At 61.9% G+C, this 26,491-nt stretch carries 27 protein-coding genes; 14 read left to right on the forward strand and 13 right to left on the reverse strand.

Annotated elements, in window-relative coordinates; genetic code table 11:
* Window positions 1-210 precede the first annotated feature (210 nt).
* Together HMPREF1316_RS07805 and HMPREF1316_RS07810 are read left to right on the forward strand one after the other, a co-directional pair.
* The gene (locus tag HMPREF1316_RS07805) at window positions 211-756 is read left to right on the forward strand and encodes a flavin reductase family protein (protein WP_021726460.1); all 546 of its coding nucleotides are present in this window, start codon (window positions 211-213) and stop codon (window positions 754-756) included.
* A gap of 27 nt (window positions 757-783) precedes the next feature.
* Window positions 784-1,296, forward strand: coding sequence for a nitroreductase family protein (locus HMPREF1316_RS07810; protein ID WP_021726466.1), 513 nt, complete (start codon window positions 784-786; stop codon window positions 1,294-1,296).
* A gap of 55 nt (window positions 1,297-1,351) precedes the next feature.
* Here HMPREF1316_RS07810 and HMPREF1316_RS07815 read toward each other — a convergent pair whose 3' ends face one another.
* Window positions 1,352-2,149 carry an alpha/beta fold hydrolase gene (locus HMPREF1316_RS07815; protein WP_021726456.1) on the reverse strand — a complete coding sequence of 266 codons (798 nt, stop codon included), beginning with the start codon at window positions 2,147-2,149 and terminating at the stop codon, window positions 1,352-1,354.
* 212 nt (window positions 2,150-2,361) lie between these two features.
* Between HMPREF1316_RS07815 and HMPREF1316_RS07820 the strand changes: the two genes are divergently transcribed.
* Complete coding sequence (locus HMPREF1316_RS07820) at window positions 2,362-2,985, forward strand: class I SAM-dependent methyltransferase (RefSeq protein WP_021726436.1); 624 nt, start codon at window positions 2,362-2,364, stop codon at window positions 2,983-2,985.
* Window positions 2,986-3,067: 82 nt separating this feature from the next.
* On the opposite strand, the gene HMPREF1316_RS07825 is transcribed toward HMPREF1316_RS07820, so the two are convergent.
* From HMPREF1316_RS07825 to HMPREF1316_RS07855, 7 genes are all read right to left on the reverse strand, one after another.
* Window positions 3,068-4,102: a Gfo/Idh/MocA family oxidoreductase gene (locus HMPREF1316_RS07825; protein WP_021726470.1), complete on the reverse strand. Its 1,035-nt coding sequence runs from the start codon at window positions 4,100-4,102 to the stop codon at window positions 3,068-3,070.
* Between the two features lie 386 nt (window positions 4,103-4,488).
* Window positions 4,489-5,616 carry a hypothetical protein gene (locus tag HMPREF1316_RS07830; RefSeq protein ID WP_021726440.1) on the reverse strand — a complete coding sequence of 376 codons (1,128 nt, stop codon included), beginning with the start codon at window positions 5,614-5,616 and terminating at the stop codon, window positions 4,489-4,491.
* 117 nt (window positions 5,617-5,733) lie between these two features.
* The gene (locus HMPREF1316_RS07835; RefSeq protein ID WP_021726450.1) at window positions 5,734-6,690 is read right to left on the reverse strand and encodes a Fic family protein; all 957 of its coding nucleotides are present in this window, start codon (window positions 6,688-6,690) and stop codon (window positions 5,734-5,736) included.
* A 139-nt stretch (window positions 6,691-6,829) separates the two neighbouring features.
* Window positions 6,830-7,879 (reverse strand): Fic family protein, encoded by a 1,050-nt coding sequence (locus tag HMPREF1316_RS07840; protein ID WP_021726459.1) that lies wholly within the window; start codon window positions 7,877-7,879, stop codon window positions 6,830-6,832.
* Between the two features lie 295 nt (window positions 7,880-8,174).
* Window positions 8,175-9,431 carry an ATP-binding protein gene (locus tag HMPREF1316_RS07845; protein ID WP_021726448.1) on the reverse strand — a complete coding sequence of 419 codons (1,257 nt, stop codon included), beginning with the start codon at window positions 9,429-9,431 and terminating at the stop codon, window positions 8,175-8,177.
* Between the two features lie 201 nt (window positions 9,432-9,632).
* The gene (locus tag HMPREF1316_RS07850) at window positions 9,633-10,898 is read right to left on the reverse strand and encodes a sensor histidine kinase (protein WP_021726458.1); all 1,266 of its coding nucleotides are present in this window, start codon (window positions 10,896-10,898) and stop codon (window positions 9,633-9,635) included.
* Window positions 10,895-11,602 carry a response regulator transcription factor gene (locus HMPREF1316_RS07855; protein ID WP_021726457.1) on the reverse strand — a complete coding sequence of 236 codons (708 nt, stop codon included), beginning with the start codon at window positions 11,600-11,602 and terminating at the stop codon, window positions 10,895-10,897. The genes HMPREF1316_RS07850 and HMPREF1316_RS07855 overlap by 4 nt, the downstream gene beginning before the upstream one ends.
* A gap of 176 nt (window positions 11,603-11,778) precedes the next feature.
* Between HMPREF1316_RS07855 and HMPREF1316_RS07860 the strand changes: the two genes are divergently transcribed.
* The 4 genes from HMPREF1316_RS07860 to HMPREF1316_RS07875 are packed head-to-tail and all read left to right on the forward strand — an operon-like array spanning window position 11,779 to window position 14,553.
* On the forward strand, window positions 11,779-12,678 hold the full coding sequence (locus tag HMPREF1316_RS07860; protein ID WP_021726462.1) for an ABC transporter ATP-binding protein: 900 nt from the start codon (window positions 11,779-11,781) through the stop codon (window positions 12,676-12,678).
* A complete protein-coding gene (locus tag HMPREF1316_RS07865) occupies window positions 12,678-13,424 on the forward strand; it encodes an ABC transporter permease (RefSeq protein WP_021726444.1) in 747 nt (248 codons plus the stop codon). Before HMPREF1316_RS07860 ends, HMPREF1316_RS07865 begins: the two co-directional genes overlap by 1 nt.
* A gap of 1 nt (window position 13,425) precedes the next feature.
* A complete protein-coding gene (locus tag HMPREF1316_RS07870) occupies window positions 13,426-14,160 on the forward strand; it encodes an ABC transporter permease (protein ID WP_021726442.1) in 735 nt (244 codons plus the stop codon).
* A gap of 51 nt (window positions 14,161-14,211) precedes the next feature.
* Window positions 14,212-14,553: a YxeA family protein gene (locus HMPREF1316_RS07875; protein WP_021726463.1), complete on the forward strand. Its 342-nt coding sequence runs from the start codon at window positions 14,212-14,214 to the stop codon at window positions 14,551-14,553.
* A gap of 97 nt (window positions 14,554-14,650) precedes the next feature.
* On the opposite strand, the gene HMPREF1316_RS07880 is transcribed toward HMPREF1316_RS07875, so the two are convergent.
* Window positions 14,651-15,214, reverse strand: a complete 564-nt coding sequence (locus tag HMPREF1316_RS07880; RefSeq protein ID WP_040651893.1) for a GNAT family N-acetyltransferase — start codon at window positions 15,212-15,214, stop codon at window positions 14,651-14,653.
* A gap of 226 nt (window positions 15,215-15,440) precedes the next feature.
* Here HMPREF1316_RS07880 and HMPREF1316_RS07885 point away from each other — a divergent pair, with 226 nt between their 5' ends.
* From HMPREF1316_RS07885 to HMPREF1316_RS07915, 7 genes are all read left to right on the forward strand, one after another.
* Window positions 15,441-15,800 carry a hypothetical protein gene (locus tag HMPREF1316_RS07885; RefSeq protein ID WP_198009623.1) on the forward strand — a complete coding sequence of 120 codons (360 nt, stop codon included), beginning with the start codon at window positions 15,441-15,443 and terminating at the stop codon, window positions 15,798-15,800.
* Window positions 15,801-16,409: 609 nt separating this feature from the next.
* Window positions 16,410-17,051: a TetR/AcrR family transcriptional regulator gene (locus tag HMPREF1316_RS13290; RefSeq protein WP_021726455.1), complete on the forward strand. Its 642-nt coding sequence runs from the start codon at window positions 16,410-16,412 to the stop codon at window positions 17,049-17,051.
* A 204-nt stretch (window positions 17,052-17,255) separates the two neighbouring features.
* Entirely contained in the window at window positions 17,256-17,852 is a 597-nt protein-coding gene (locus HMPREF1316_RS07895) for an MptD family putative ECF transporter S component (RefSeq protein WP_021726441.1), read from the forward strand.
* 6 nt (window positions 17,853-17,858) lie between these two features.
* Window positions 17,859-18,557 (forward strand): energy-coupling factor transporter transmembrane component T, encoded by a 699-nt coding sequence (locus HMPREF1316_RS07900; protein ID WP_021726467.1) that lies wholly within the window; start codon window positions 17,859-17,861, stop codon window positions 18,555-18,557.
* A 32-nt stretch (window positions 18,558-18,589) separates the two neighbouring features.
* The gene (locus HMPREF1316_RS07905) at window positions 18,590-20,065 is read left to right on the forward strand and encodes an ABC transporter ATP-binding protein (RefSeq protein ID WP_198009624.1); all 1,476 of its coding nucleotides are present in this window, start codon (window positions 18,590-18,592) and stop codon (window positions 20,063-20,065) included.
* A 31-nt stretch (window positions 20,066-20,096) separates the two neighbouring features.
* Window positions 20,097-21,821 (forward strand): ABC transporter ATP-binding protein, encoded by a 1,725-nt coding sequence (locus HMPREF1316_RS07910; protein WP_021726435.1) that lies wholly within the window; start codon window positions 20,097-20,099, stop codon window positions 21,819-21,821.
* A 59-nt stretch (window positions 21,822-21,880) separates the two neighbouring features.
* Window positions 21,881-23,575 (forward strand): ABC transporter ATP-binding protein, encoded by a 1,695-nt coding sequence (locus HMPREF1316_RS07915; protein ID WP_232204481.1) that lies wholly within the window; start codon window positions 21,881-21,883, stop codon window positions 23,573-23,575.
* Window positions 23,576-23,952: 377 nt separating this feature from the next.
* On the opposite strand, the gene HMPREF1316_RS14470 is transcribed toward HMPREF1316_RS07915, so the two are convergent.
* The 4 genes from HMPREF1316_RS14470 to HMPREF1316_RS07935 all read right to left on the reverse strand — a co-directional run bounded on the left by HMPREF1316_RS14470 (window position 23,953) and on the right by HMPREF1316_RS07935 (window position 26,432).
* Complete coding sequence (locus HMPREF1316_RS14470; RefSeq protein WP_332248190.1) at window positions 23,953-24,198, reverse strand: GNAT family N-acetyltransferase; 246 nt, start codon at window positions 24,196-24,198, stop codon at window positions 23,953-23,955.
* A 6-nt stretch (window positions 24,199-24,204) separates the two neighbouring features.
* Window positions 24,205-24,456 (reverse strand): hypothetical protein, encoded by a 252-nt coding sequence (locus tag HMPREF1316_RS14475; protein WP_021726465.1) that lies wholly within the window; start codon window positions 24,454-24,456, stop codon window positions 24,205-24,207.
* Between the two features lie 187 nt (window positions 24,457-24,643).
* On the reverse strand, window positions 24,644-24,790 hold the full coding sequence (locus HMPREF1316_RS14770; protein WP_021726453.1) for a hypothetical protein: 147 nt from the start codon (window positions 24,788-24,790) through the stop codon (window positions 24,644-24,646).
* A 142-nt stretch (window positions 24,791-24,932) separates the two neighbouring features.
* A complete protein-coding gene (locus HMPREF1316_RS07935; RefSeq protein ID WP_021726469.1) occupies window positions 24,933-26,432 on the reverse strand; it encodes an ATP-binding cassette domain-containing protein in 1,500 nt (499 codons plus the stop codon).
* Window positions 26,433-26,491: the final 59 nt, after the last annotated feature.

Here is a 26,491-nt window from a genome sequence, read left to right on the forward strand (position 1 = left end):
ATTTTTTGCTCCAGACCTCGACAGCACGCAAGGTTCCGGCAGCATTACCATCACGCGATCCACCGGGATGGATCCCAATCGGACGTCTGCCATGCCCCCCCTCTGGACAAGGGGGTGCTCGATGCGTGTCAGGATTTCGTCAAGGCGCCCATCGCAGCACACGACGGGGTAGGCTGGTTGCATACGAAGTCACGACCGAAGGGGGCCATCATGGAGCGGCAGCACGTCGATCCGTTTGAGCATGCGAACACGATCACGCAGGCGAACCCCGGGGGCATCCTGCTCACCACCAAGGCAGGCGGCGAGGTGAACACCATGGTGATTGGGTGGGGGCTCATCGGTACGCTTTGGGGCAAACCCACCTTCACCGCCTTCGTTCGCACGAGCCGCCACACGCACGCGCTGCTCGAGAAGAACCCGGAGTTCACCGTCAACGTTCCCCTTGAGGGAGAGCGTCTGAACAGGGACATCTTCGCCGTTGCCGGCACCAAGAGCGGTCGCAGCGTGGACAAGGTCGCCGAGCTGGGCCTGACCCTGGTGGACGGCAGCACGGTGGACGTCCCCGCAATCGCCGAGGTGCCGCTGACACTGGAGTGCAAGGTCATGTACCAGCAGCTGATGGACAAAGGCTCCGTCCCCGAGGACATACAGGGGCGCTTCTACCCCGCCGACGTCACCGACATCGATAAGGGCGGCAACTGCTACTACCACGTCATCTACTACGGCGAGATCGTGGACAGCTACATCGTGAGGTAGGAAAGGCATCAAGACAAGGAGACCCTCATGCAGTTTGCGGACGTCATCAGAGATCGCTATTCCTGCAAGAAGTTTGGCGACAAGGCAATCAGCAAAGAGGAGCTGGACGCGATCCTGGAGGCCGGGCGCATTGCGCCGACCGCCAAGAACCTCCAGGAGCAGAGAGTCTACGTGCTCGAGTCCGACGAGGCCTTGGCGCGGTTCGACGAGATCTGCCCCTGTCGCTACGGTGCCCCCACCGTCCTGCTCGTGGCGTTCGACAGCACCAACGTCTTCACCTATCCGGGTGGCGTACGGGATTCTGGCATAGAGGACGCGAGCATCGTGTCCACGCACATGCTGCTTGCCGCACAGAGCCTAGGCGTGGACAGCTGCTGGGTCAATTTCTTTGACCCCCAGAAGATGGCCGAGGCGTTGGAACTTCCAAGCAACGAGGTCATCCTGATGGCCCTCGACCTAGGCCATGCCGCCGAAGGGACAGGGCCCCTACCCAACCACACCAGCAGGAAGCCGCTTTCCGAGACCGTCATCCGCAGGTAGGTCGCAGGTAGTGGCGTATATCTGCGCCTCGATGGACCGAGCCTCACCCCGTATGTCAGCGACTCCCCCGAATCCTCTCGTCCAGCAGTGCAGCGTACTCGTCGGGATGGGCGCACTGATAGCCGCAGTGGTTGTAACCAGGCACATCGATGAACTCCGCATCCGGGTACTTCCTGAACACACGCCTACGCGACATGCGGGCCGACTCCTCGCTCCCCCACAGGAAGACGCAGCGCCCAACCACGTCCGGCGGCAGGTCCGGCAGCCTGCACTCGCAGAAGGTCGCGGACTCATGGGCCACCGACGCGTCGGAGACGAACGAACACACCTCCATGCAGTCGCGCACCATCGCCCGGTAGACGGGCGCCCCGCCACCGAGAAAGCGCCCGAACATGCCCCTCTCGAGCATGGCGTCGAGCTCATCATCGGTTGCGCCAGCAGCACCATCGCGCCTGGCAACACGGACCATGCGGCGGAAGGCGGCCCGCACGGCGAGCTCGACTGGCTTGGGGAAGTCAAAGAACGGGCCGCCATCGAAGAACCAGACGTCAGAGGCGATGGAACCCTCCCGTGCGATGTCGAGCGCATTGATGGCGCCCATCGAGGTGCCATGCGCCATCGCAAGGTGTCCGACGCCCCGGTCACGCAGCCAACCGACGACCTTGTCCGTGGCATCCTCCTTGGAGAGGTAGTCGCCCCCGCCGCGAACGTGGCCGTCCAACGTGACGAGCACGACGCAGTAGCCTCCGCTCAGCCTGTCGGCAACAGGGCGCAGCGTGTTACCCGTGCAGAACGAGCCCGGCAGCATCAGCACCATGGGGTTCCCCAGCTCTCCCACCACGTCAAACCTCATGTGTGCCTACCCTCTCGCATATCCGACATGTGCCCACATGATTCCGAGCAAGGTGACCGCACGATTCGACATTCCGTAAAATATTATACTGCAAATTAGCCAAAACTAACTATTGCGATATACTCTCCGGGAGGCGGAGGCGGTCTTTGGGACCGCCTTAGCGGAGCGTCGTCATGGGACGGACGCGCAGGCGACATATCGAAGGGACCCGCATGGGACTATTCACGCGCTTCGTCAACAACACCCGCAAGCCCGAGGGGATCTTGGGCTCGCTCATGGTCGGCGGGATGAACTCTGGGCACGCGGCTCTGGCTGATTGGGGCATGGACAAGTTTCCGCCAATGACTCCTGCAGACATCATCGACCTGGGCTGCGGCGGCGGCAGGAACGCGGCAACGCTCATGAGGCGCTACCCGCATGCGCGCATGTGCGCCCTCGACTACGCTCCCCTCTCCGTCAGGAAGACCACGTCATACAACAGGGCCCAGGTAGACGAGGGAAGATGCAGGGTACTGCAGGGGGACGTCTCGAGACTCAACCTTCCCGATGACTCATTCAACCTGGCCACGGCGTTCGAGACCATCTACTTTTGGCCCGGCCTCGAGGAGTGCTTTGCAAACGTACATCGAATCCTGCACCCCGGTGGGCACTTCTGCATAGTCAACGAGTCGGATGGGACGGATGCGGCGTCGCTCAGGTTCCAGCGGATCATCGATGGCATGCGCTGCTACACCACAGAGCAGATCGGCGACGCGCTGCGGGGTGCGGGATTCACGACCATAACCTGCCACCACCACGAGTCAAGGCCATGGATCGTGGTGGTGGCGCAGGCGTGAGCGAGCTGTCGGCCCATCCCAGCCCTCATGACAGCCGACATCATTGATGGCTCACCCTCTGCCGGATCTGGTTGCCGCCCTCCTACCGCAGCTGTCGCGCGCTCTCCTCGAGGATGCGCATCTGCATCATGGTCTCCTCGGACGTAACGAGTTGGGGCACACCGTGCGCGACGGTCTCGTACAGCGCGTCATACCACTGGGAATAGCTGCTGCGCACCGAGGGAACGCGCTCCTCGTGCAGGCCGTCGGCGTCCTCGTAGCGCAAGGTCCCCCACTGCCCCGGCGCATCCAGGCCAAAGTCATCGTGCCCTGAGGGCAGGTAGAAATGCTTGAGGTCACGTTCCTGCTGGTCCTTGTCCCACTTGATGTAGGCGCCCCTGTCACCATAGAGCGCAAAGCTCGGACGTGGAAACGCTGTCGAGTAGTTGGCCTGCGCCGTTGCCTTGAGTCCAAGGTCGTCGTAGTAGAGGTCATAGTCGAAGTAGTCGTTGGCCATTCCCTCGCCCTGCAGCTGCCTGAGTTCGCCACGCCAATGGTCAGGCATCCCAAACCAGCTGATGAGCTGGTCGAGGCAGTGCGAGGCGTGTCCGTAGGCGGCTTGGTTGACAACGTCGAGCGGCTTGCCGGCAAGCATCCGAGGGCGCCAATAGTCGTAGCTCGTCACCACCTCGAAGACATGCCCCAGCCTGCCAGATGCAAGCACCTGCCGTGCCGTAAGGAAGTCAGAGTCGAAGCGGCGGTTCTGGTAGCACTGGACCGTGACGCCCTTGGCACTGGCAAGGTCGAAGAGCTCCTGCGCCTGCGCAGCGGTCGCCGCGAAGGGCTTGTCGACCGTCACGTGCTTGCCGGCCTCAAGGGCCTTCTTGGCCATCTCGAAGTGAAGGTCGGAGGGCGTCGTCACCTCGATGATGTCCACCTCGGGGTCGTCCAGCATGCCCTCGAGGTCCGTGGTGTATGCCACGCCAGGCACCTCGGACCATGCCGTGTGATCTATGTGGCGAGCCTCGATGGCCTTGATGCGAAACTTCTCCTGACGCGCGAGCACGTAGGGTATGTGATAGCGGTTGGCGCTCTTGCCATTGCCGATGTATGCGACGTTGAGTGTTCGTCCCTGCATGAGATGGCCCTCCTTCATCCTTGGCTCAGTCACATCTCCCCTGCGTCGAGCCCCTGGTCCTGCGGCACACGGGCGCGGCCATCATTTGGAGCCTTCTGCCACTATGAGGTAGGCCCAACAAAGGAAGCCGGCTGTCATGAACAGTGTAGTAACGGGCGTCGCCTGCCACTCGATGCTCGTACAGTGAGGATGGGAATTTTTCCATGGTCGGTATTCTCTCATTGACGCCCTGGGCTTCGTATCATTCACCTCTTGAATTATGGGCATAATTCGTGTCCACAATATGCAAATCGCCACCCACACACCTTCGCAAAGGATTTCATCGATGTGACGTACCGCATGATTGGAGACGGCCAAGGTGCCAACCGTTATGCCACCCTACGTTGTCAGACAGCAGGATACGGGATGACGCTACCAACACAATAAAATATAAAAATGGCCACTAACGGAATGCAAATCTCGATGATCGCCCATCGCATATCACCCTTGAACCAATCGGAGTATGTACGACGTGGTAGTATCTTTCCTCCTGCTTGGGAAGAATCTTCTCCTAATGCTGAGGGGTGTTTGTCAGAGAACGTATCTATGCGCCTTATCAACGGAATCCTCTGGGCCATCTCACGGTTAGTCCTGAACTGTTGCACACACCCTAGGACATCGTATATAAGGGTAAGAGGGAGCAACAAAAAAAGGTCTTTGTATAGGCTTAGGGCCTTGCTCAAGAGATCAGCTGTAACAACCTCTGGAATGACCTGGTAATTTCCTAGACTTCCCAGTAGTGCAACCAGCAGGACTGACAGTAATCCAGCCAGAAGCCCCCTAAGAGGAACAAACTTAAGTTCAAGCAGTCGCTTGAGTGTTCCGGTCGGGAGCAGGAGCCAGAAATGAAAGGCGCCCAAGAAGGTCATCGACGCAGCACCAAAGACATTTGTGCGCAAAACGCCAACGATGGCCATGAGGGCATAGCCGAGCAGGAAGCCCGAACATGCTCCGCTTACCTGTAGCCAGGTCTTGTTATAGTGCTCAAGATCCTCCCACTTACAGAATCGGCTAGGACCGGACAACTTGCAATGGCGCCTGCACAACTCTCTTCCCGTATGCATGACCGGAAGAGACAGCAGCAAGATGACAAGAGCGCCCATAAGCAGAGCGGTCAGTATAGTCGCCATCGCTTTCCCACCCGAAGCGTCAAACTCAAGCGCCGGTCGAAAGAACTCCCAGAGAAAACGCAAGGGGGGTATGTCCTTGCATAACTGTACTGCGAAGCGGAGGAAGACCCCCAGGATGCCAACTGCCGTCAGGACAAGCGCGAGATACCCGGGTTCCTGCACAACCAGACTTCCGAAGATGGGCCAAGAAAAACTCCGATCCTTGCTCCCCGTCAGGATCCAGTTCCTCTCACGATGCCACTGCTGCCAGTCAACAAGGCTGGAAGTGTCGTACATACTTCTGCGAAAGCGTCGGCACATGTTTGCAATCGTTTCTCGATTCGTCCCACAATCTATCTCGTCCATATGACCCTGCCCTCTTTGTAGACACCAGCTATTCTTCTGATGAAGGTAGTAGGTGCATGCGACAGAAATTGGACGGCCTGGAATCCCGAAGTGGGGGATGATCTGGGGGCCAACGCCCTACTGGCGCACGACCCACGCGCCAGCTCTTGCGCTTCCCTCTCGCTCCAGCTTGCCGTCTGCCTTGAGCTCCGCGACCACACGCTCGGCGGTGCGCTTCGAGCTGCCGAGGCGTTCGGCGAGGGCAGATACCGTGCCCCTGGGGTTCTCCTCGAAGAATGACAGAGCATCCGACAGCTCAAGCTCGTGCGCGCTCTGCGGCAGAGCGAACGGAATGATGGCGTCGCGTATGGCCTCAAGCATGAACTCGACGAATGCCTCGCTCGATCCTCGTGCGTCCGATTCGGCAAGAGCCGCGTAGTACCCCGCCTGTCGGCTGCGGATGGTGCTCTCGACGGGTAGCCATACGAGGATCGGCCTCCATCTTGAGAGCAGCAGCGTGTGCCAGAGCCTGCCCATCCTGCCATTGCCGTCGGCGAATGGGTGGGCGAACTCAAATTCAAAGTGGAAGATGCACGAGGCAAGCAGCGGATGCATGGTGGTGCTCCCCAGCCATGCGAACATGTCGGACATGACCTCAGGCACGTACTTGGCAGGCGTCCCGGCATGGATGAGGGTGCCACCATCAAACACACCAACATTTCCCGAGCGAAAGCGGCCGGCCTCGGGGACAAGCCCTTTCATCATCACTCCATGCGCTCTGAGAAGGTCATTGATTGAGTACGGATTGAGGCGTGGAAGCAGCTCATAGACACGCTGGGCGTTCTTCACCTCAAGAATGTCGTGAGCGTCACCCAGCACGTGCTTGCCACCGAGGATCGCCGTCACGGCCTTCTCGTCAAGCTCGTTTCCCTCGATGAGAAGCGAGGAGTGTATCGTCTTGACGCGCAGCTCGCGGTGGAGCGTGGGACTCGCGGCAAAATTCGACTGGGGAGATATCTTGCCGACGAGCTCGGCAATCTCCATGCAGAGCGAATCAATCTGGTCGTTTCGCTCGAATGGTGGGACGTAGGCCATGGGCATCCTCTCATGTATACCGCCATAATTATACCGCCATTGGCGGTATACATGGCCGTCTCCCTACAAAGCCTGCCAGACGCCCCTCCTGGGCGTGCCGACGGCAGCGACCCCACATCCGCGGCACACGTGCACCCACCTAGCGCCTCACCCTATACATCGTGGCGCGGGCAGCACCGACCTTCTCGATGGCACCCTCCACCTGCAGTTTCTGGAGGATGCGCTCGATGGTGCGCCGGCTTATCGAGGGGTTGGCGTCCATGATCTCACGCTTGGTCGCAGGACCCATGAGGCCGTCAAAGTAGGAACGCAGCACGTCCTCGCTGCTCCTGCCAGGCGACAGGCGCGCGACGCGCTCGTCCAGCTCCCCATAGCAGGCCGTAAGGACACCCAGCATGTAGGTCACGAATGGCGCATAGTCACTCGTGGCATCCTCCCAGCCCACAGAGCTTGCCGCAAGCGCCTCGTAGTAGGTCTGCCTCGTGCGCTCTATCTCGCGCTCGATGGATACGTATTTCCCCACGAGGTAGCCACTGCGGTACAGGAGAAGCAGGGTGAGCAGGCGACTCATGCGTCCATTGCCGTCGTTGAACGGGTGGATGGACACGAAGTCGAAGGCAAAGACCAGCGAGACGAGCAGTGGGTCATACCTGCCGGTACCAATCTGCCTTGCATACTCGTCGCAGATTCGCTCCATCGCATGGGGAGTCGCGACAGCGCTTGTGGGCCTGAACCGGACGACCATCTCACCGGATTCGCCTTGCTCGGCAATGACGTTGTCCGAGTCCTTCCATCGCCCGGCAAAGCCGGCCCCGGTGAATCGATATAGGTCGCGGTGGAGTTGCAGGATGACGTTGGGCGTAACGGTAATGTCATCATGCGACGTGTGTATCTCATCAAGCACGTAGCGATAGCCTGCAATCTCGCGTTCGTCACGGGTATGGGGCTTCGCGCCTGCCGTCACAAGCTCGCGTAGGCGTTTGTCCGAGGTGGATATGTTTTCGATTCTGTTCGAGGCGCCCGTACTCTGAATGCACGCCGACTCGACGAGGCTGTCCAGAACGTCGGACGCCATGGTGACATAGAGCCGCTCCCTGCCCCTATGTTCGTGCACATCCGCGAGCGCCGAGAGCACCTCCGGCACCAGGAGGCTCGCAAGCACCCTGTCATAGTCGAACTGCTCCGTCATATCCTCGCCACCTCTCCACTATCTTAGCCATTATAAATTATTTGGTTAAGATAGTAGTAGAACAGGGGGTAGGACAGCCCACACACTAGCAGCAACCGATACTGCTCGATGCTGTTGTTGGTCCTGATTCTCCTCCAGTGCTCCGGCAGGAAGAGGGCGTAGGTGGGCATCTCCTCCGGCAGGACTCCACGACCCTCACGACGACCTCAGTTTCGACGCCCTGAGCCCCGAGGGGCCTGATGTCATCAACTGAAATGAGAAGATGCATATCCGCTGAACTGCGCCCTGTCAGCCTCTAGGCATCAAGGCTGTTAGGGTCAAGCAGGAAATTCCGTATCCCCATATAGACCAGGCCCTTTTCATCACGGCGAGGCTTCATCGCACCGCGGACAACGACGATCTTGCGGAACGAGTCGTCGATTTTCGCGAGCGGCCTTGTCTCCTGCTCGCGTTTCTCCGGATCATCGATAGCCAACGCAGACTGCACGTAGTAGCGCGACGAACCAAGTGTGGCAACGAAGTCGACCTCCAGACGTTGGCGTATGGTCTTGCCGCTTTTGTCTCTGCCAAAGGCGTCGACAACGCCCACATCAACGTTAAACCCCCTGGAGAGCAGCTCGTTGAACACGATGTTTTCCATGAGGTGGTTCTCCTCTGCCTGCCTGAACCCCATGCGCGCATTACGCAGTCCCACGTCCTCGAAGTAGTACTTCTTGGGCGATCCAATATGGGCGTTGCCCTTTATGTCGAAGCGCTGGGCCTCGCTCACGAGATAGGCGTTTTCCAAGTGCGAGATGTAGCTGGTGATGGTCTTATCGCTGATGTCCTTTTTCTTGACGCTCCTGAAGACGTTCATGAGGCGCGTCGGGTTGGTAAGCAACCCGGTCGCCGACGCAAGTACGTCCACAAGCTCGTCGAGCTCCTCAGGATGTCGCACCTTGTTGCGTTCGACGACGTCAGCGATGTACACCTTCTCGAACAGCGAGCGCAGGTATGCCTCTTTGTCGGAGGCGCGCGAATACGACAGTGCCAGCGGCATGCCGCCATGGACAACGTATTCGTCCCACCCTTCGTCCGCAGGCCCGTCGAAGATGCTCATGAATTCCGAAAACGAAAGCGGTCGCACCCTGATCTCGTCGCTGCGCCCTCGGAACCTTGAGACAATGTCTGTGGAGAGGAACTGGGAGTTCGATCCCGACACGTAAACGTCTGCTCCTCTCATGTGAAGAAGGCTGTTCAAGACGTCCTCGAACTCGGGTACGAGCTGGATTTCATCGAGGACGACATAGGTGGGGACGCCGTCTCCGGGAACACGCCCGCGAAGATAGGCGAGCAGGGTGTCAGGATTGCGCAGGGGCTTGTTAGCCCGATCGTCGAGCGCAACTTCCACGATGCGGGACTCGGGAACGCCCGACTCGACAAGATGGCGATGGAACAGCTCGAGCAGGAGGAATGACTTCCCGCAGCGTCGAATTCCCGTGACGGCCTTGATGAGGCCGTTGCCTTTCCGCTCAATGAGCCTGTCAAGATACCTGTCTCGCTTGACTTCCATTCACGCCCCCCTGCACCGCCATGCCATCATCATGTCAATACTATTACGAAATATTGTGTTATAACACATATTTCCGTAATTGATTCCTAACGTGACAGGACAAAGAGCCCCCATCCTCTCGGAATCGTACGTGACCACCGCCTCGGGGTACAGACCATCGAAGGCTGCGCGGAACGCGTCAGCCAGGGCACGGGCACCATATCACGCGGTGGTCGCCCTAGTTGGCAGCTCCACGGTGCAGGTACATCCGCCTCCCTCGTTTTCAGAGAAGCACGCCCTCCCGCCGTGCGCCGCCGCAATGCGCCGCACGATCACGAGGCCCAGGCCGTGCTCGGGAAACTCGGCGCCCGGCCTCCTCTTGAGCGCCGCGAGCGTCCCCGCCCCCAGGCCGCGTCCGTCATCGCTCACGACGAGCACGAGCCGCCGCCCGAACGAGCTGCCCAGCAGCCCCGCGCGCGCAGCGAGCGACACCGTCACGTGGCAGCCCTGCGGGTTGTGGCGAATGCTGTTGCCCACGAGGTTCACCACCATGCGCCGCAGCAGTGCCTCGCTCCCGCGCATGCAGAGACCCTCGGCGGCGGGTGCCACGTCAAGCCCCAGCTCGCAGGCACCCGTTCCCTCATCTACAAAGTCTGCCACCACCGAGCGTAGCACCGCCGCCAAGTGCACGTCCGTCGCATCCACCGGCTCCATGGCAAAGCGCAGACGGTTCGCCGTGTTGAGGTCGGCGAGCAGCGCGGCCGTCTCCTGGGACTTCGTCACGATGCGCGCGGCCCGCTCCCGCTCGCCCGCGCCAAGCCGGGGACTTTCCATCAGGCTCGCGGCGTCCGTGACGACCGCCGCGAGCGGCGTCCGCACGTCGTGTGACACGGCGGCGACCCACTCGTTGCGGGCATCGTCACGCTGCTTCCACGAGCTTCGGGAAAGCATGCGCGCAAGGGCGACGAGCACGATGAGGTCAGCACAGAAGACCGCTCCCAGGAGCACGACAATGCCGCCGAGCTCGTGGGAGCCCAGCGTCACGGCATACTTCCAGACGGAGCCCTTGGGAGAGCCCACCACCACGAGCCTCCCGCCGTGTCGCCAGCAGGACACGGGATAGTCACCCAGGTACCAGCGCGAGAAGGACGCGACGTCAGCAGGGGTGTAGCGTGGGGGCACGTCATCGGGCACGTCAAAGTCCCAGACCACGTTGCCGTCCTCGTCGATGAGCAGGGCCCAGCTGCCATGGTCGCGCAGCGCCCGCTCCACGTCCGTCGAAAGCGCGTACGTCCCGTCCCGCTCGGTGAGCGACTCGGACACCTTCGAGGCCTTCGGGGCGGTGTCGCTGCCGCCCCGGAGGCCAGTCGCGAACACGACGACGCCCACAATGACGATGTTGACCACGAGGATGGCCGCGGCGCCGAGGATGCAGGATGTGACGACGCCCAAGCCACCCCGCAGGCGCACGCGCGCAAGCTCCCTCATTGCGCCTCCTCGTGCAGGAGCCGGTAGCCCAGTCCCCGCATCGTGACGACCCAGTGTGGGTGGGAGGGGTCACCTTCGACCTTCTCGCGCAGGCGGCGAACGAGAATAGCGAGCGCGTTGGCATAGCCGAACTCGTCCCCATAGACGCTGCGGCAGAGCTCATCCGTCGTCACGATGGAGCCCCGGCTCTCACTCAGGCGCTTGACGAGCGCGTACTCCTTGGCCGTGAGGGTCGCCTCCACGGCGCCGCGGCGCCTCACCTCGCCCGTGGCCAGGTCCACCTCCACGTCCCCGAGCACGACGGCAGCTGGCGCGTCTGGCAGGCTATAGCTGCGGCGCAGCACGGCTGCCAGACGCAGCAGCAGCTCGGCGGGCAGAAAGGGTTTGGCCACGTAGTCATCGGCCCCCAGTCCCAGGCCCCGCAGGCGGCTCGCGTCCTCGTCGCGCGCAGAGAGGAACAGTGCCGGCACATCGCTCGTCTCACGCACCCGGCGCAGCAGGTCGAAGCCATTGCCATCGGGCAGCATCACGTCGAGCAGGAGTAGCTGGGGCTGCCAGGTTGCGGTTGAGAGCAGGGCGTCGGCCACGGTGCCCACGCCCTGCACAGAGCGATAGCCATCGCGCTCCAGCAGCTCGAGCAGCTGCTCGCGGAGGATGTGGTCATCCTCCACCACCAGCACCCGCGCCTCGTGCAGGTCCCTCATGCCACTCCCCTCCCTCCTTCGTCCACATTCTATCCCTGCACTGGGAGGGCGGCCCCCCGGTGCGTGCGCCCCCCCAAAACGAAAGGTTCACGAAAGCTTGGGGACAGGCGCATGAAAGACGCGCCTCCTAGCCTTTGTCCTGTCATCGCAAAAAGGTCTGGATGAGAGGAGAGGGCATGGCTGCTCTGGCTATCGCCACAAGCGCGCTCACCAAGTCGTACGGTGGGGTGCGCGTGGTGGACGACGTGGGGCTCCGGGTGCCCGAGGGCGCAGTGTACGGCTTCCTCGGCCCCAACGGGGCTGGGAAGTCCACCACCATGAAGATGCTCCTGGGCCTCGTGCGACCTACCTCCGGAGAGGTGGACGTGCTGGGAGAGCGGATGGGACGGCAGAACCGGCTCCAGGTCCTTGCGCACGTGGGCTCGCTCATCGAGAGTCCGAGCTGCTACAAGCACCTCACGGCCCGTGAGAACCTCGACATCGTCCGCAGACTCAAGGGACTTCCTCCCAGCTCGATCGACGAGGCCCTCGAGACGGTGGGCCTGGCCGACACGGGCAAGAAGCTCGCAGGGCAGTTCTCGCTGGGCATGAAGCAGCGCCTGGGACTTGCCGCCGCGCTGCTCGGCAATCCCCGGCTCGTGCTGCTCGACGAGCCCACCAACGGCCTCGACCCCGAGGGTATCCACGAGATGCGCGTGCTCATCCGCTCGCTGCCCCAGGCACGCGACACCACCGTGTTGGTCTCGAGCCATCTGCTCTCGGAGGTCGAGCAGATGGCCGACCACGTAGGCATCATCAGCCAGGGCCAGATGGTGTGGCAGGGAGCGCTCAAGGACCTGCGGGCCCGCGCACGACGCCGGCTGGCGTTTCGCACGACCGAAGATGCCCGTGCGGCCACGCTGTTGGGAGCCTCCGAGCAGGACGGCTGGCTGGTCGCGCCCTTCGCTGATGACGCGACGGTGGCGCGCTCCTCCCTCGCGCTCGCACGGGCAGGCATCGGCGTCATGCGAATCGAGGAGCGCAGCGAAAGCATCGAGGACATCTTCCTCGCGCTCACCGAGGGAAGGGGGCTGTGATGCGCGCGCTCATGCTTGAGTTCGCGAAGCTCAGACGCAAGAACGTGTGGCTCGTCTGCCTCGGCAGCGCCACGCTCTGTCTCATGTGGATGGCGTCCGACGCCGCACGCGCCGCCCAGGGTGCGTCGGATGGGACAACCTCCCTGCTCTACATGGCCCCGCTCGTCAACGCCATCGTCATGACGCTCTTCGCCGCCGTCATCGCATCGCGCGTGTGCGAGGTCGACCACGAGGCGCAGGCGCTGAAGGAGCTCCTGTGCCTGCAGCGAGCGGGCACGGTGTTCGCTGCCAAGCTCCTCTGCAGCCTCGTCCTCATCGCGGTCGCGGTCGTGCTGGAGACCGTCGGACTTTCCGCACTGGCGTCGTACAAGGGCTTCGCGGACCAGCTGGGGGTCGCCGAGCTCGCGACCTTCGCCGCCTGCCAGATAGGGCCCGCCTTCGTGGTGGCCGTGCTCGTGCAGGCCGTCGCCCTGCGCTGGGAGAACCAGTTCGCCTCGTTGGCGCTGGGCCTCGGTCTCTCGCTCGCGGGTCTGTTCAGCCTCTTCTTCCCGCCCATCGTCCAGCGCCTGGTACCGAGCGGGTACTTTGGCCTGCTCTCGTACGTACGCATGGACTGGGACCGTGCCACGCAGGTGACGTCCTTCCACACCGTTCCCTTCCCCTGGGGGGACGCGGCCCTGCTAGCCGCGATGTGCGCCGTGCTCATCGCCGCCTCAGCGTGGTGGTTCTCGAGAAAGGAGCTCTAGCATGAGAGCGCAAGCCCTGCGCGCGGAGGCCATCAAGCTGCGCCGCGCGCCCATCTGGGTCGCCTATGTGGCACTGCCCCTCATCGCAGCCGTCATCGGCACCTTCAACTACCAGCAGAACCTGGGCCTGCTGACGCCAGGCTGGGAGAACCTCTGGACGCAGCACACCCTGTTCGAGCTCTACTTCTTCCTGCCGGCGCTCGTCGGCGCGGGATGCTCTTGGCTCATGGGACTCGAGCATGCGGGCACCAACTGGAACCAGGTGCTCGCGAGTCCCGTCGCCCCGCGGCGCGTCGTCGCCGCGAAGCTCGTCGTGGGCGCGCTCATGCTGGCCGTCGCGCTCGCCGCGACGGGGGCGCTGTTCGTGGCCTCGGGCAAGCTGGTGGGCCTCTCGGGCCTCCCGTCTGCCGACTATGCCGTCTACCTGCTGCTCTCTTGGGTCGGCGGCATCTCCGTCGTGGCGGTGCAGCTGCTCGTCTCGGCCCTTGTGCGCAACTTCGCCGCACCGGTGGGGGTGGCGCTCGCAGGCGGCGTCGCGGGCCTCATGCTCACGACCAAGGGGTGGGGACTGTGGTGGCCCTGGGCGCTCATGCAGCTGGCATCGAACGGCAACGGGGGAGGCACACTCGCCCCCTCGGAGCTCCCCGCCTTCTTCGCCATTGCTGCCGTCTTCACCGCTGCGGCCCTCTGTGCCTGCAGCTGGGCCGTCACACGTGCTGGGTCACCGTCGGCGTGAGCCCCTCGAGCATCAGATCGGATTCATCAAACGGAAAGAGAGGATCAAACAATGGCAAGGAGAATCGCTGCAATCGTCCTAGGCATCGTCATGATGGGGGCCGTGGCAGGCGTCTTCTACCTTACGAATACCAACAACGCCTCTACATGGTACGTCCGGGTAGACGATGCGGTCGCAAAGCAGAAGGCTGATGGCGACGAGGAGGTCTGGGAGTACACCCTCGACGCGTACAACGAGCGCGGCGAGCATCGTCAGCTCACCTTCACCGCCGGCAAGCGACTCAGGGACGGCGCATACCTCAGGCTTGGGTACCTGCCCGTGCGTGAGGTGGTCTCATGGGAGGAAGTCCAGCCCGAGCAGATGCCGGATGCCGCACGCGAGCAGCTGGCCTAGGTGATCGACCGACAAGGAAGTCCCATCCAGTGCCCGCGCAGGACTGACCAGTCGCATCCCAGGCCTTCGACAGAGCCGCCTAGACTTCCGGCAAGGATCATGCCTTGGCCCTCGTGGCCCGCGTGCGGCAGGCCCAGTCCTCCCTCGTCAGTCGTGAGAAGTACTCCGTCCTCACGTCGCCCATCTGCCTGCAGGGCACGTTCTCCTCCACGTGATGGAAGCGGAACCCGCACTTCTCCTGACAGCGCTTGGACTTGTCGTTCCCCTCGAAGTATCCGCACCAGACCGCACGGTAGCCGAGGTCCTCGAACGCGTGGGCGACCGGCCGTCCGACCGCCTCCGGGATCAGCCCCCGGCCCCAGAATGGGACGCCTATCCAGAACCCGACCTCAGTCTCGTCCTCCCGGTTCTTCGCGAGCGCCTGCATGGGCGCACGCAGGCCTATGCTTCCTATCGCCCTGTCGTCCTCCCTGAGGCATACCGCGTAGGTCTCCTCCGCGGACAGCACCTCACGGATGATCTGTAAGCTGTTCTCCACCGACGTGTGCGGGGGCCATCCCGCGATGGGTCCGACGTCCGGACTCCTCGCGTATTCATAGAGGCTCTCGGCGTCACCCTCCTCCCAGGGACGGAGTATCAGCCGCTCTGTCTCAAGCACCATGCCACACCCCCGCACGTAGACCCGAACGATGCCTTTGTATGCTAGCAGCACAATCGAGCATACATTGTCACCACTCACGGAAGTCTTTCTCTCGCCGTGGCGCAACTCAAGTTTCTGGCAAAAAGCATAGGGCAAGCTTGACGTCGTTGCGATGGACTCCTGAAAGCTTCGGCACATACAAATCTGACCGCTGCGGCACAGAGGCAACCGCCTCTCAGTCAAGACGGTGGCAAAGAGCGCCGGGGTGGTAACCGGGAAGCGCATCGCTCGGCAGGCACTCACGAAGGGCACGGCATACCCCATCGTGCAGAAGATTGCCTACTACTTAGGCCTTCAGATGAACAGGCGGGTCTTCGGTCGGGCCGTAGGACGCACTATCCCGATTCTCGGGGGTGCGATATCGGGTGTCATGACGTATGCCACATTCTCGCCCATGGCCCACAACCTCAAGAAATACCTGATCGAGACACCACCTGCCAAACCTTCGAACGCCGCAGTCATCGGCATGGGAGACTATGGCATCGATGACCTCTCTGGCCTTGAGACGGAGATCGATACCGAGATTGCGGAGCTTGAGAGATTCTGACGCACAGTCGCCAGATTCACCTACCACGCCGAATGGCACCAGTCTCATCGTCCCGAGTCTTGCGCTCGCCATCAACTCGAACCCGGCCCTGAACGAGTTGCCCGCAACGTGCCATACCGCGATGTGCCGGTGCATTGAACACTCCAAGGGAGTCTTGAGCTTTGCCGCAAGCCGCTCTGCGAAGCCATCTTCTGCGGCATTCATGTCACCTTCTATCGCTCAAGGCTATCATGATCGAGCGGAGAATCGAATAAACCCATGGTCACAATTACATGCTCGTCGCGGCTCACAGCATGTCACATGCCGTCTCTGCTGTATTCCCCACCCTTCAGACGGAGGGGGGATTGCAAGACGTCTATTCCACGCGGTTTTGGTAGGTATTGACATCCATAAAAGGAATGCCCCTTTGTTACCGCCAGCATGGCTCTCCATGAACGTATCCGCCGCCACGTCTCTGCGATGATGCTAGTCTGTGCAAAGGGAGAATTCTAGGAACTGCCCTTTCGTCGTCTGCGACGATGGCAATGGCTTCGACGTTCATCTTGCCAACAAAGCCGTCGAGGAAGCCGTCCATGAGCGGATAGAGAGTCGAGCGGAAGAGCCAGGAAGATGCCGAAGGACAAGACGCAATCACACGAGCTGGTCATGAGGGCCGCGAAGGAGGAGTTCCTGGAACTCGGCTACGAAAAGGCGTCCATGCGCTCCATAGCAGAGAAGGCGGGCCTGACGGGAGGCGCGCTGTACAAGCATTTCGCTAGCAAGGAGGAGATGTTCTCGGCTCTGATTGACCCCGTCTTCGAAGAGATGGTCCGCTTCTACCGCGAGCAGACGAATCGGTCGAGGCACGTGCTCCTAGCGGAGGGGGTCGATGCGTTCGAACAGGCATCGGCTGAAAGCTCGCAGCTTCTCCTCAAGTTTGTGTACTCTCACTTCGACGAATTCCAACTGATGTTCCACGCTCCGCAAGGCACCAAGTATGCCGACATACGGGAGCGGATGGTACAGATGGAGATGGAATCGTCCCAAGGGCAAGAGAGAGTTGTCAAAGACGACCCCACGGACGACCCTGGATTCTCCGAAGACCTCAAGCACATCTTCTTCACCATGTCGCTCGTGCCTTTGTTCGAGATAATCGAGCATCGATATCGCTACGACGAGGCGAAGAGAATCGTGGCGGTGATATCGGAGGCCCAAAACTACGCTTGGTCCCGCATGCTGGCGCTCAGCAAAGAGTCCAACGGCAGCTCCTAGCCAAAGGCGACGCCATATCGAGTCACCTGCTGTCCCAAGCCAAAAAGTTATTGACTTCTAACTCTAACATGGTATTTTTAGAAAACGAGGTTTACTAAAGGCGGATTGGTCGTCGTACCCGACTTCGTGTTTTTCTGGCGTGCGAAAACAATCACCCGGTTTGTCCTCGGACAAACCCTGAAGTTCGAAAGCGAGGCAGACAGCATGAGGAAGATAGGCACTCGAGACCTGGTGACCGTCGCCGCGATGATGGTCCTGTTCTTCGGCATTACCCTTGTCATCGGGTCGGTGGCATTGGCCATCCCCTTCGTGTACCTGTATATGTCAGCCGGCATCGACGGCTTCCTGGGGGCAACCTTCTACCTGGTTGCGGCCAACCGCTTGAACAAACATGGGCTGCTGTTCGTATGGGCGGCCGTCTACGGAGCCATCGAGGGGCTTTTGGGCTACAGCTTCCTGTTCCCGTACTTCCTCGCGGTAGGCGCCATCGCCGAGCTGTCCATGCTTGGCAGGGACAGCTATCGCAACCCCATCCGCAATCGAATCGGCTGGACGATCAACTGCATCGGGAACTTCGTGGGCAACGCCGTTCCCCTCTGGTGGTCCTGGGAATCCTTCCGCGTCATGGCGATGCAGAGCGGGTTCTCGAGCGCGACGCTGGACATGGAGTACAACATGGTCATGACGCCTCATCTCATGCTGATCGGCGTGCTCATAACGGCCGTCCTGACGGTTGCGGGAGTCGCCTTCGGGCAACGCCTCCTGCAGAGGCATTTTGAGAAGGCCGGCGTCATCAAATAGATGGGAATGGGCAAAGCAAACGAAACGGGCCTGATAAGGCTCATCGATGCGCGGACGGTGCTCGTCATCGTGCTCTGCTCGGGCATTGCGAGCATGTTCGCGCGAAGCATGGCGACGCACCTTGCCTACCTATGCGTGATGACCGCCTTCCTGGTCCTGTTCGGCAAGGGGAGGCAGGGACTCGCATGCGTGCTCGTCTACGGCCTGGCCATGGGCGGCCTGTGGCTGGAGGTGCACCACGGAATCCTAGCGTTCCCGTCCCCGCTTCTGCTGAGCATGATATACAGGATGATTCCCACCATGATGAGCCTGTACCTGCTGATCCTGATTCCCTCGGGAAAGCTGACCGCAGGATTGAGGAAGCTGCCGATGCCGGCTCAGATGAGACTGATCCTAGTGGTCATGCTGCGCTTCGCGCCCACGGCGCTCCTCGAGTTCCTGGAAGTCAGGAATGCCATGCGCGTCAGGGGATTCCTGGGTTCCCTTCGCAAGATGCTGCGAAGCCCCATGGACACCCTGGAGTACGCGCTCGTCCCCCTCATCTTCCGCTCGCTGAAGGTCTCTGACGAGCTTTCCGCTTCGGCGGTGGTGAGAGGAATCGAGTATCCAGGCCACAAGGAAAGCTACTACGTCAGCAAGCTCCGCGGCCTCGACATCACCTGTTCGGGGGTGGCCCTGGCCGCCTGCATCGTGTGCTGCCTATGAGAGGAGGCCGTCGTTTGGGCAGGGCAATTCACATGAGCGACGTCTCCTTCTCGTACGCGAGTGGGGCCGAGAGGATAGCGCACCTCAGCCTTGAGGTCCACCCCGGCGAGCTGCTCGTGATCACGGGGGTCTCGGGAAGCGGAAAGAGCACCGTCACCCGTCTGATCAACGGGCTGGCTCCTCGGTTCTTCGGGGGCGAACTGCACGGGAGCCTGGCGATCGAAGGCATCGCGGAGGGCCCCTCGTCCTTCCTCGAGAGGACCAAGTGCATAGGCAACGTGTTCCAAGACCCCCGCAGCCAGTTCTTCTCCAACGAGGTCGCAGGTGAGATTGCCTTTGGGTGCGAGAACTACGGACGGCCCCATGAGGAGATAGTCGAGCGCGTGAGACTCGCTGCGGAGGAGATCGGCATCGCGCCCCTCCTGAACGAGCGGGTACGAACGCTTTCATACGGCATGAGGCAGAAGGTCGCCATAGCGTCAGCCGAGGCCATGGAACCCGAGATCTACGTGATGGACGAGCCTTCCGCGAACCTGGACGTCGAGGCAACGTACCAGCTTTCGACCATCATAGGGAAGCTCAAGGACCAAGGGAAGACGATCGTCATCACCGAGCATCGCCTCTACTACCTGATGGACCTCGCAGACCGCTTTGTGCATCTGGAGAACGGACGCTTGACCAGGGAGTTCACACCGCGCGAGCTTCGAGGGCTTCCCGCGGCGAAGCTCAGGGAGCTGGGGCTTCGAACCGCCAACCTATACGACTGCGAGCCAGCCCTCGTGAAGGCAGCCAAACCTGGAGACGAGATGCTGCGCCTTGCCGGAATCAGGAAGGCCTTCGATTCGGTCCCCGTCCTGCAAGACGTGAGCTTTTCGGTCGGGAAGGGCGAGAGCGTGGCCATCATCGGCCCAAACGGGGTGGGCAAGAGCACGATCGGCAAGATAGCGTCCGGCCTGATCAAGGAGGATGGCGGCACGGTATCGCTCGAGTGCGTCGCCTTGAAGGGGAAGGGGCGCAGGGGAAGGGTCTGGTACATACCGCAGGACCTGGACAGCTGGCTTTTCGGAGAGGATCTGATGGACGAGCTGCTGACGGGCGGCAAGGCAACTGCCGACAAGAGGCGTGAGGCAGAGGAGATCCTAGGAAGGCTGGGGCTTCGTGACGTAAAGGACCAGCATCCCGCGACGCTGTCGGGCGGGCAGAAGCAGAGGCTCGCGCTCGGCGTGGCGCTCGCGCACCACGCGTCAACCATCATCCTAGACGAGCCGACAAGCGGGCTTGACGGGAGAAGCATGCGCATGGTCAGCGGCGTCATACGCTCGCTCTCGGAATCGGGAATCGCCACGCTGGTCATATCTCATGATGCGGAGTGCATCCTGAGCTGCTGCAGCAGGGCGATTCAGATAGAGGACGGCCGCGTCGTCGATGACTTCAAGCTTAAGTCGACAAGCAAGGTGCTGGGCGCCATGGGTTACAGCCGCCTCTACCCAAAGGAGGCCGGTTGCTGATGGTGGATGGCGACAACGATAAGGAGAGTCTATGGGCAGCGTTTTGAAGAGTCACTTCGGGCGGATACTCCTGTCCGTCCTCATGGCCGTCGTGGGAGTGGGGCTTGGCGTGCTCCCCTACTACGGCGTCGGGTCCATCATCGTCATGATGGTGGAGGGCCAGAGTGAGATCCAGGGCTATGTGCCGCAGATCGCATTGGTTGTGTGCGGCTTTGTCGGAAGCGTCGCCTTCCACGAGGCGTCCACGGTAACGTCCCACAATCTCGCGTTCCGCGTGATCGAGGACGAGCGGAAGCGACTGGCCGACAAGCTGAGCCGCCTTTCCATGGGGGCAGTCGAGGGCAAGAGCAGCGGCCAGTGGGCGCAGTTCATGGTCGAGACGCTCGACAAGCTGGAGCGGCCCATCGCACACGTGATTCCCGAGGTGCTGGCAAACGCCATCGTCCCGATCGTGCTCGTCGTCATCATCTTCACGCTGGATTGGCGCATAGGTATCGCCAATCTGATCTCCCTTCCCGTGGGGCTGCTCTTCACCCTCCTGATGATGTCGGGGTACCAAGAGAAGTCGCTCAGATACCAGAGGGCGGCCAAGGAGATGAACACCAGCATCGTCGAATACGTGCGGGGCATCAACGTCATCAAGGCCTTCAACAAGTCGGCGTCTTCCTACGGGAAGTTCAGGGATGCCGTGAACAACAACAAGAACGCCATGCTGGACTGGTATCTGAGCGTGTGCTTCGCCATGACGGCCGCCATGGAGACGCTGCCGTCCACGCTCCTGTTCGTGCTCCCCACCGTCATGTTCCTCTACATGCAGGGCAGCATATCCGTCTACATGGTGGTCATGGGCATCCTCCTTTCGTACGCGTCCTACAAGCCACTGATCAAGGTCATGAGCCATACGGACATCATGGCCAACATCGGCGTCATAGCGAGCGAGATCAGGACCGTCATGGGCATGCCCGAGCTGGAGAGGGGACCCGTCGCCTTGCCCGTCTCCTCGCACGACATAGTCTTCTCGCACGTTGGGTTTGGCTACGAGAAGGGCAAGGACGTACTCCAGGACCTCACGTTCATGGCAAGGGAAGGCCAGCTGACAGCAATCGTCGGGTATTCCGGCAGCGGAAAGTCCACCGTCGCGAAGCTGATAGCGGGCTTCTGGAACGTGGACTCGGGCCAGGTCACCATCGGTGGCGCCAAGCTGTCGGACATGCCGCTTTCGCAGAACATGGACCTCGTCACCTACGTGTCCCAAGAGAACTTCCTGTTCAGAAGGAGCATCTTGGAGAACATGAGGATGGCGAGGGAAGACGCGAGCATCGAGGAGGTTCAGGACGCCTGTCGAAGGGCCAGCTGCCATGACTTCATAGAAAGCCTTCCCAACGGGTACAGGACGGTTCTGGGCGACGCCGGCGGCACCCTGTCAGGAGGCGAGCGGCAACGCGTCACCATCGCCCGTGCGCTCTTAAAGGACAGTCCCATCGTCCTTCTGGACGAGGCCACGGCCTATTCCGACCCAGACAACGAGGCCGAGATTCAGAAGTCGATAAACGCCCTGGTCAAGTCGAAGACCGTCATCATGATAGCCCACCGGCTCTCCACCATCGTCCATGCGGACAAGATCGTCGTGATGAACCATGGCCGAATCGAAGCGTGCGGCACGCATGATGAGCTGCTTGAGCATAGCCCCACCTACCGCGAGCTTTGGGGTGCCCACACTGAAGAGCCTAGTGAAAAGGTGGTTTTGTCGCAATGAAGGACCTACTTGACAAGCTGTATCTCTTGGCTGGAAAAAACGCGCGCCACGTCTCGAACATGCTCGTCTTCGAGTGCCTGAAGGGGATATCCGACAGCTGGTCGCTCGGAGCGATTCTGTTCCTACTGGTGAAGGTATGCGACCACATCTTCAGCGGCACCGCGATCGTCATGGGCGACATCCACATCATGACCGCCATAATCCTCCTGAGCGTGGTGGGGAAGATCGTCTTCGGCTACCTGGCCGATCGGCATAAGAACATCGCGGCATACAGCCTGGGCGCGGAGAATCGCATCCTCATAGGGGACCGGCTGAAGAACGCAAGCATGGGGTACTTCAGCGGAAACAGGCTGGGAGAGATATCCGGCGGGATGTCGACCGCGGTTTCGGACTTGGAGACGGCGGGATTCTCCATCATAGAGACGCTCATCGTCGGCATGATCCAGACCGCGATCATGGCCCTGTTCGTGCTGCCGTACGACGTCGTGACCGGCCTCATCATCATCGTGACGTTGGTCTGCGGCCTTGCGGTCAACGGAGTCGCACAGAAGAGGGCCGACAGCCTCAGCTCGGCACTCCTGGGACTCAAGATGAGACTGAACGCCAACACGTTGGAATACGTGAAGGGCATAAGCGTCCTGAAGGCCTTCGGCAAGAACCGCCAAGGTGCGTCCGATTTGGAGGACAGCATATCGGCCACCCGGAAAGGCTACCTTGACGTGGAGACGAAGCTGGTGCCCGTGCAGTTTCTGTACCAGGTCTCATTCAAGATCGGAAGCAGCGTCATCGTTCTGGTCACGCTGGCAAGGTTTCTGGGCGGCGACATCGACATCTCCAAGGCGATGATGCTGATCATTGCGAGCTTCATCGTGTTCTCCGGCTTTGAGCTTGCGGGCAGCATGCAGAACATCAAGGGGGTTGCCGTTCAGAACCTGAATACCGTGCTGGAGATGAGGTCGCTCCCCACCATCGAGCAGGGTGAGAGGACGGACGTGGACACTGCCCGGATAGAGTTCAGGGACGTGTCGTTCTCATACGACGGGAACAACGTGTTCGAGGGGCTGAGCCTGAGCATCCCGGAGGGCAAGACGACGGCCATCGTTGGACCCTCTGGTAGCGGGAAGACGACGCTTTGCAACCTAGCCGCCCGCTTTTGGGACGTGCAGAGCGGGGAGGTGCTGGTAGACGACCAGAATGTCAAGGGCTACGACTATGATGCGCTCCTCGCCAACTTCTCGTTCGTCTTCCAAGACGTGTACCTGTTCGACGACACGATCCGCAACAACATCAAGTTCGGAAACCCGGAGGCATCGGACGAGGAGATGATGGCCGTCTCGAAGAGGGCACGGTGTCATGACTTCATCATGGGGCTGCCGGACGGATACGACACGGTCCTGCAGGAAGGCGGGAGTAACCTCTCGGGCGGAGAGCGGCAGCGCATATCAATCGCACGCGCCATGCTGAAGCCGAGCAAGATCGTCATCCTTGACGAGGCCACCTCCAGCATCGACCCGGAAAACGAGTCTCAGCTCCTTGCGGCCCTGGACAACCTCCTCCAGGGCAAGACGACCATAGTGATCGCTCACAAGCTGAACACCATACGGAACGCCGATCAGATCGTGGTCCTCGGAAAGGACGGCGTCGACAGCATCGGCAGCCACGAAGAGCTCCTCCGGAAGTCCGCGATTTACAGGGGTTTCGTCCTCGGCAAGAAGGAGGCAGCGAATTGGCTGGTCACGAATCGAGACGTATGATGGCGGGCCTCGTTCCGCTACCTGACGTGCTGCGGGGCACCAGTCGATAGACAAGGACACTTGCCGCGATGCAGGAGCACTCACCTACAGGTCAAGTGAGACAAACGTGTTGCCCGCCAGCACGACGGGTGCATGGCCGTCGTGCTCAGCCAGCCGAAGATGAGCCATTGCCTTAGGGACATGGGCTGCGGGGCGTCCCACGTGGGCCGGGACATCACCGCAGAACATGTCCACATTGTCCAAACGAACGCAGCCTGCCTCGGGAGCAAGCCCGTTCATCATGCGGTGGGCCCCTGGGAGGACCCTCGACTGGGCGCGGGCCGAGCCCCGCACGACCAGGCCATGGGGTGCCTGGCCCCGCCGCCGGCGACGTTCCGTCAGCGGCGGTGGAGGTCGTGCACCATGAGCCACTCGATCCCATCCTCACCGTCACCGACGATGCGGAAGCCCAGGCGCTCGTAGAGGTGCAGCAGGGGATTCGCCTTCTGCACAGAGAGGGACGCGCGGGCATAGCCGGTGTCGCGAAGCTCGTCGAGCAGGCGGCCCATCATCGCCGTACCAATCCCCTTCCCGCGAAACGGCTTGCACAGGGCGATGGAGAACGACGGGGTCTCGGAGTCGATGTGCCCTTACACGTCTGTGGTGCGCACCCAGCAGGCCCCGACGATCCTCCCGCCGGCCTCGACCACCAGGGCGCGGTCATCAGGAAGCGTGCCGAACCCCTCGTACGCGGTACGGCATTTTGGGTCGGCGCGCATGGTGCTTCGCGGAACCCCCTCCACGAGGCCCTCGGGGACAAAGACGGCCTCGTGGAGGAAGTCCTCAAGCAGAGGCCATTCGTCCTGCTCGATATGCCTGATCGCGTATTCGGTGCTTGCCATCCGAGAACCTCGCAAGGCGAATTGAACAGCCGGTCAGCGCTTCTTTGCCCTTAGCAGCTGCGGGACCACGGTGGAGACCACCTCGGCGATGCGGGCCGGGTCCTCGCTGTCCACGAGCATCATGGGTCTCGCCCCTCGTAGGGGAGCTGCACCTCCGGAAACGCATCGCGCGCGGCCGGCACGTTCTTCAGCAGGAGCCTGTCATCGTAGACGCCCCGAAGAGAACGTCCTCGCCGTACAGCAGGCACTCGCCCATCATCCTTTTGTAGGCGACACCCCGGACGTCCCCGAGCAGGTCGAGGACATATTCCAGGTAACCTTCGCTCCTTGCCATGCGACTCTCCCCTCTTGTGCGAATCCGACAGCGCTTGCGTGGAGCACCATTATTGTAGATGGCTCACAAAAGCGACATGATCAGCCCTTAACACATGACTTAACACATGAGGTGACATGGCCTGTCCCCAGCTGTAGACGTCTCACGCAGGAAACCCCAATGCGAGCCTGTAACCCACGGGATCCTCCCCTATCGTCCACTCGACATGCGTCGCGGCCCGGATGAGCGCGGCGTCGTGGGAGACGAGCAGCAGCGCCCCGGGGAAGGTCGCGAGCAGGCGCTCCAGGGCCTCGATGGACCCGAGGTCGAGGTGGTTCGTAGGCTCGTCCATCACGACGAGCTCCGGTGCACCCAGGATCCCAAGGGCGAGCATGAGCTTGCGCATCTCGCCGGGGCTGACGTCGCCGCCCTCCAGGATGCGCTCCGGCTCTGAGTTGAGCCGCGCCACAACGGAGAGCACGCGACCACGGTCGGTGCTGCCCAGGTCGGCCAGGGCGTCCATCGCCGACTGCCGCTGGGGCCGCGTGGGCTCCTGGGGGACGTAGAGGACCCTCGTCGCATCGGGCAGGCTCTCCACGATGCGCCTGACGAGCGTCGTCTTTCCGCTGCCGTTGTCGCCGACCAGCCCGATGTGGTCGGTGCTGCCGATGTGGAGGGCGGGCACCGCCAGCGCTGCCCCGTCGCCGAGGGTGATGGTAGCCTCCTCCATGCGCAGCAGGACCTTCCGCCTGCTCGGGGCGGCGTCGAGCCAGACGTCGGACTCGTAGCGCCTCTCGACCCGCACGGCATCGAGCCTGTCCGCCGCGTCGGAGAGCCGGGCCTCCATGCGCGACGAGAGCCTTCCGGCCCTCCCGTCCTGTCCGGAGACGACGAAACGCCGCCGCTTATCGCGCGCGTCGCTGTCGTTCTTGGCAGCATGCTTCCCGCTCCTGCGCGACGCGACCCGCGACGCCTCCTCGCGCCGGCGCTGGGCCTCGCGCCCGAGACGCTCCCTCTCCCTGCGCGCGGAGTCGCGGATACGCAGCGCGCTTTCGCGTTCGAGCTCGGCCTGGCCCGACCCCTGCGTGTAGCCACCCGGCCGCATGGTGGCCGACCCCCTCGAGACGAACAGGCACTGCGTGCAGAGCGCGTCCAGCAGCTCGCGATCGTGCGAGACGAGAAGGCCGATCCCCCCGAAGCGCGAGAGGGCCTCGGATATGGCATGGCGGGTCGCCGCGTCGACGTGGTTGGTCGGCTCGTCCACGGCCAGGACGTCGGGTCGCGCCCACAGGGCGCAGGCCACCTGCAGGCGCTTCTGCTGGCCGCCGGAGAGCGTGGCGTAGCGCCACGCCCATCCGTCGTCTATGCGCAGCTCGTCCCGGAGCCGCACGGCGGCCCCGTCGTAGGCCAGCGCAAATTCCTCAAGGTCGTCCGGCGGCCGGGTGGCGTCCTGGGCGCAGTAGCGGGCCACGAGCGCAGGGGCAACGCTTCCGGCATCCGGGCGCATGACGTTGCAGGCCACGAGCGCGAGCGTGGTCTTGCCGCACCCGTTGTCGCCGACGATGCCGGTCCATCCCCGCGGGAACGCGGCCGTCACCCCGCGCAGGACCGGCTCGGGCGACGCGGGGTATGTGTATGTGACGTTCGACAGGTTGAGCTGCATGGGACCTCCGGTCTCGGCGGGAGGCCATGGGGATGCAACAGAGCGTCTTGATGGGGTCC

It is taken from the genome of Olsenella profusa F0195, from assembly GCF_000468755.1.
Classification (GTDB): domain Bacteria; phylum Actinomycetota; class Coriobacteriia; order Coriobacteriales; family Atopobiaceae; genus Olsenella_F; species Olsenella_F profusa.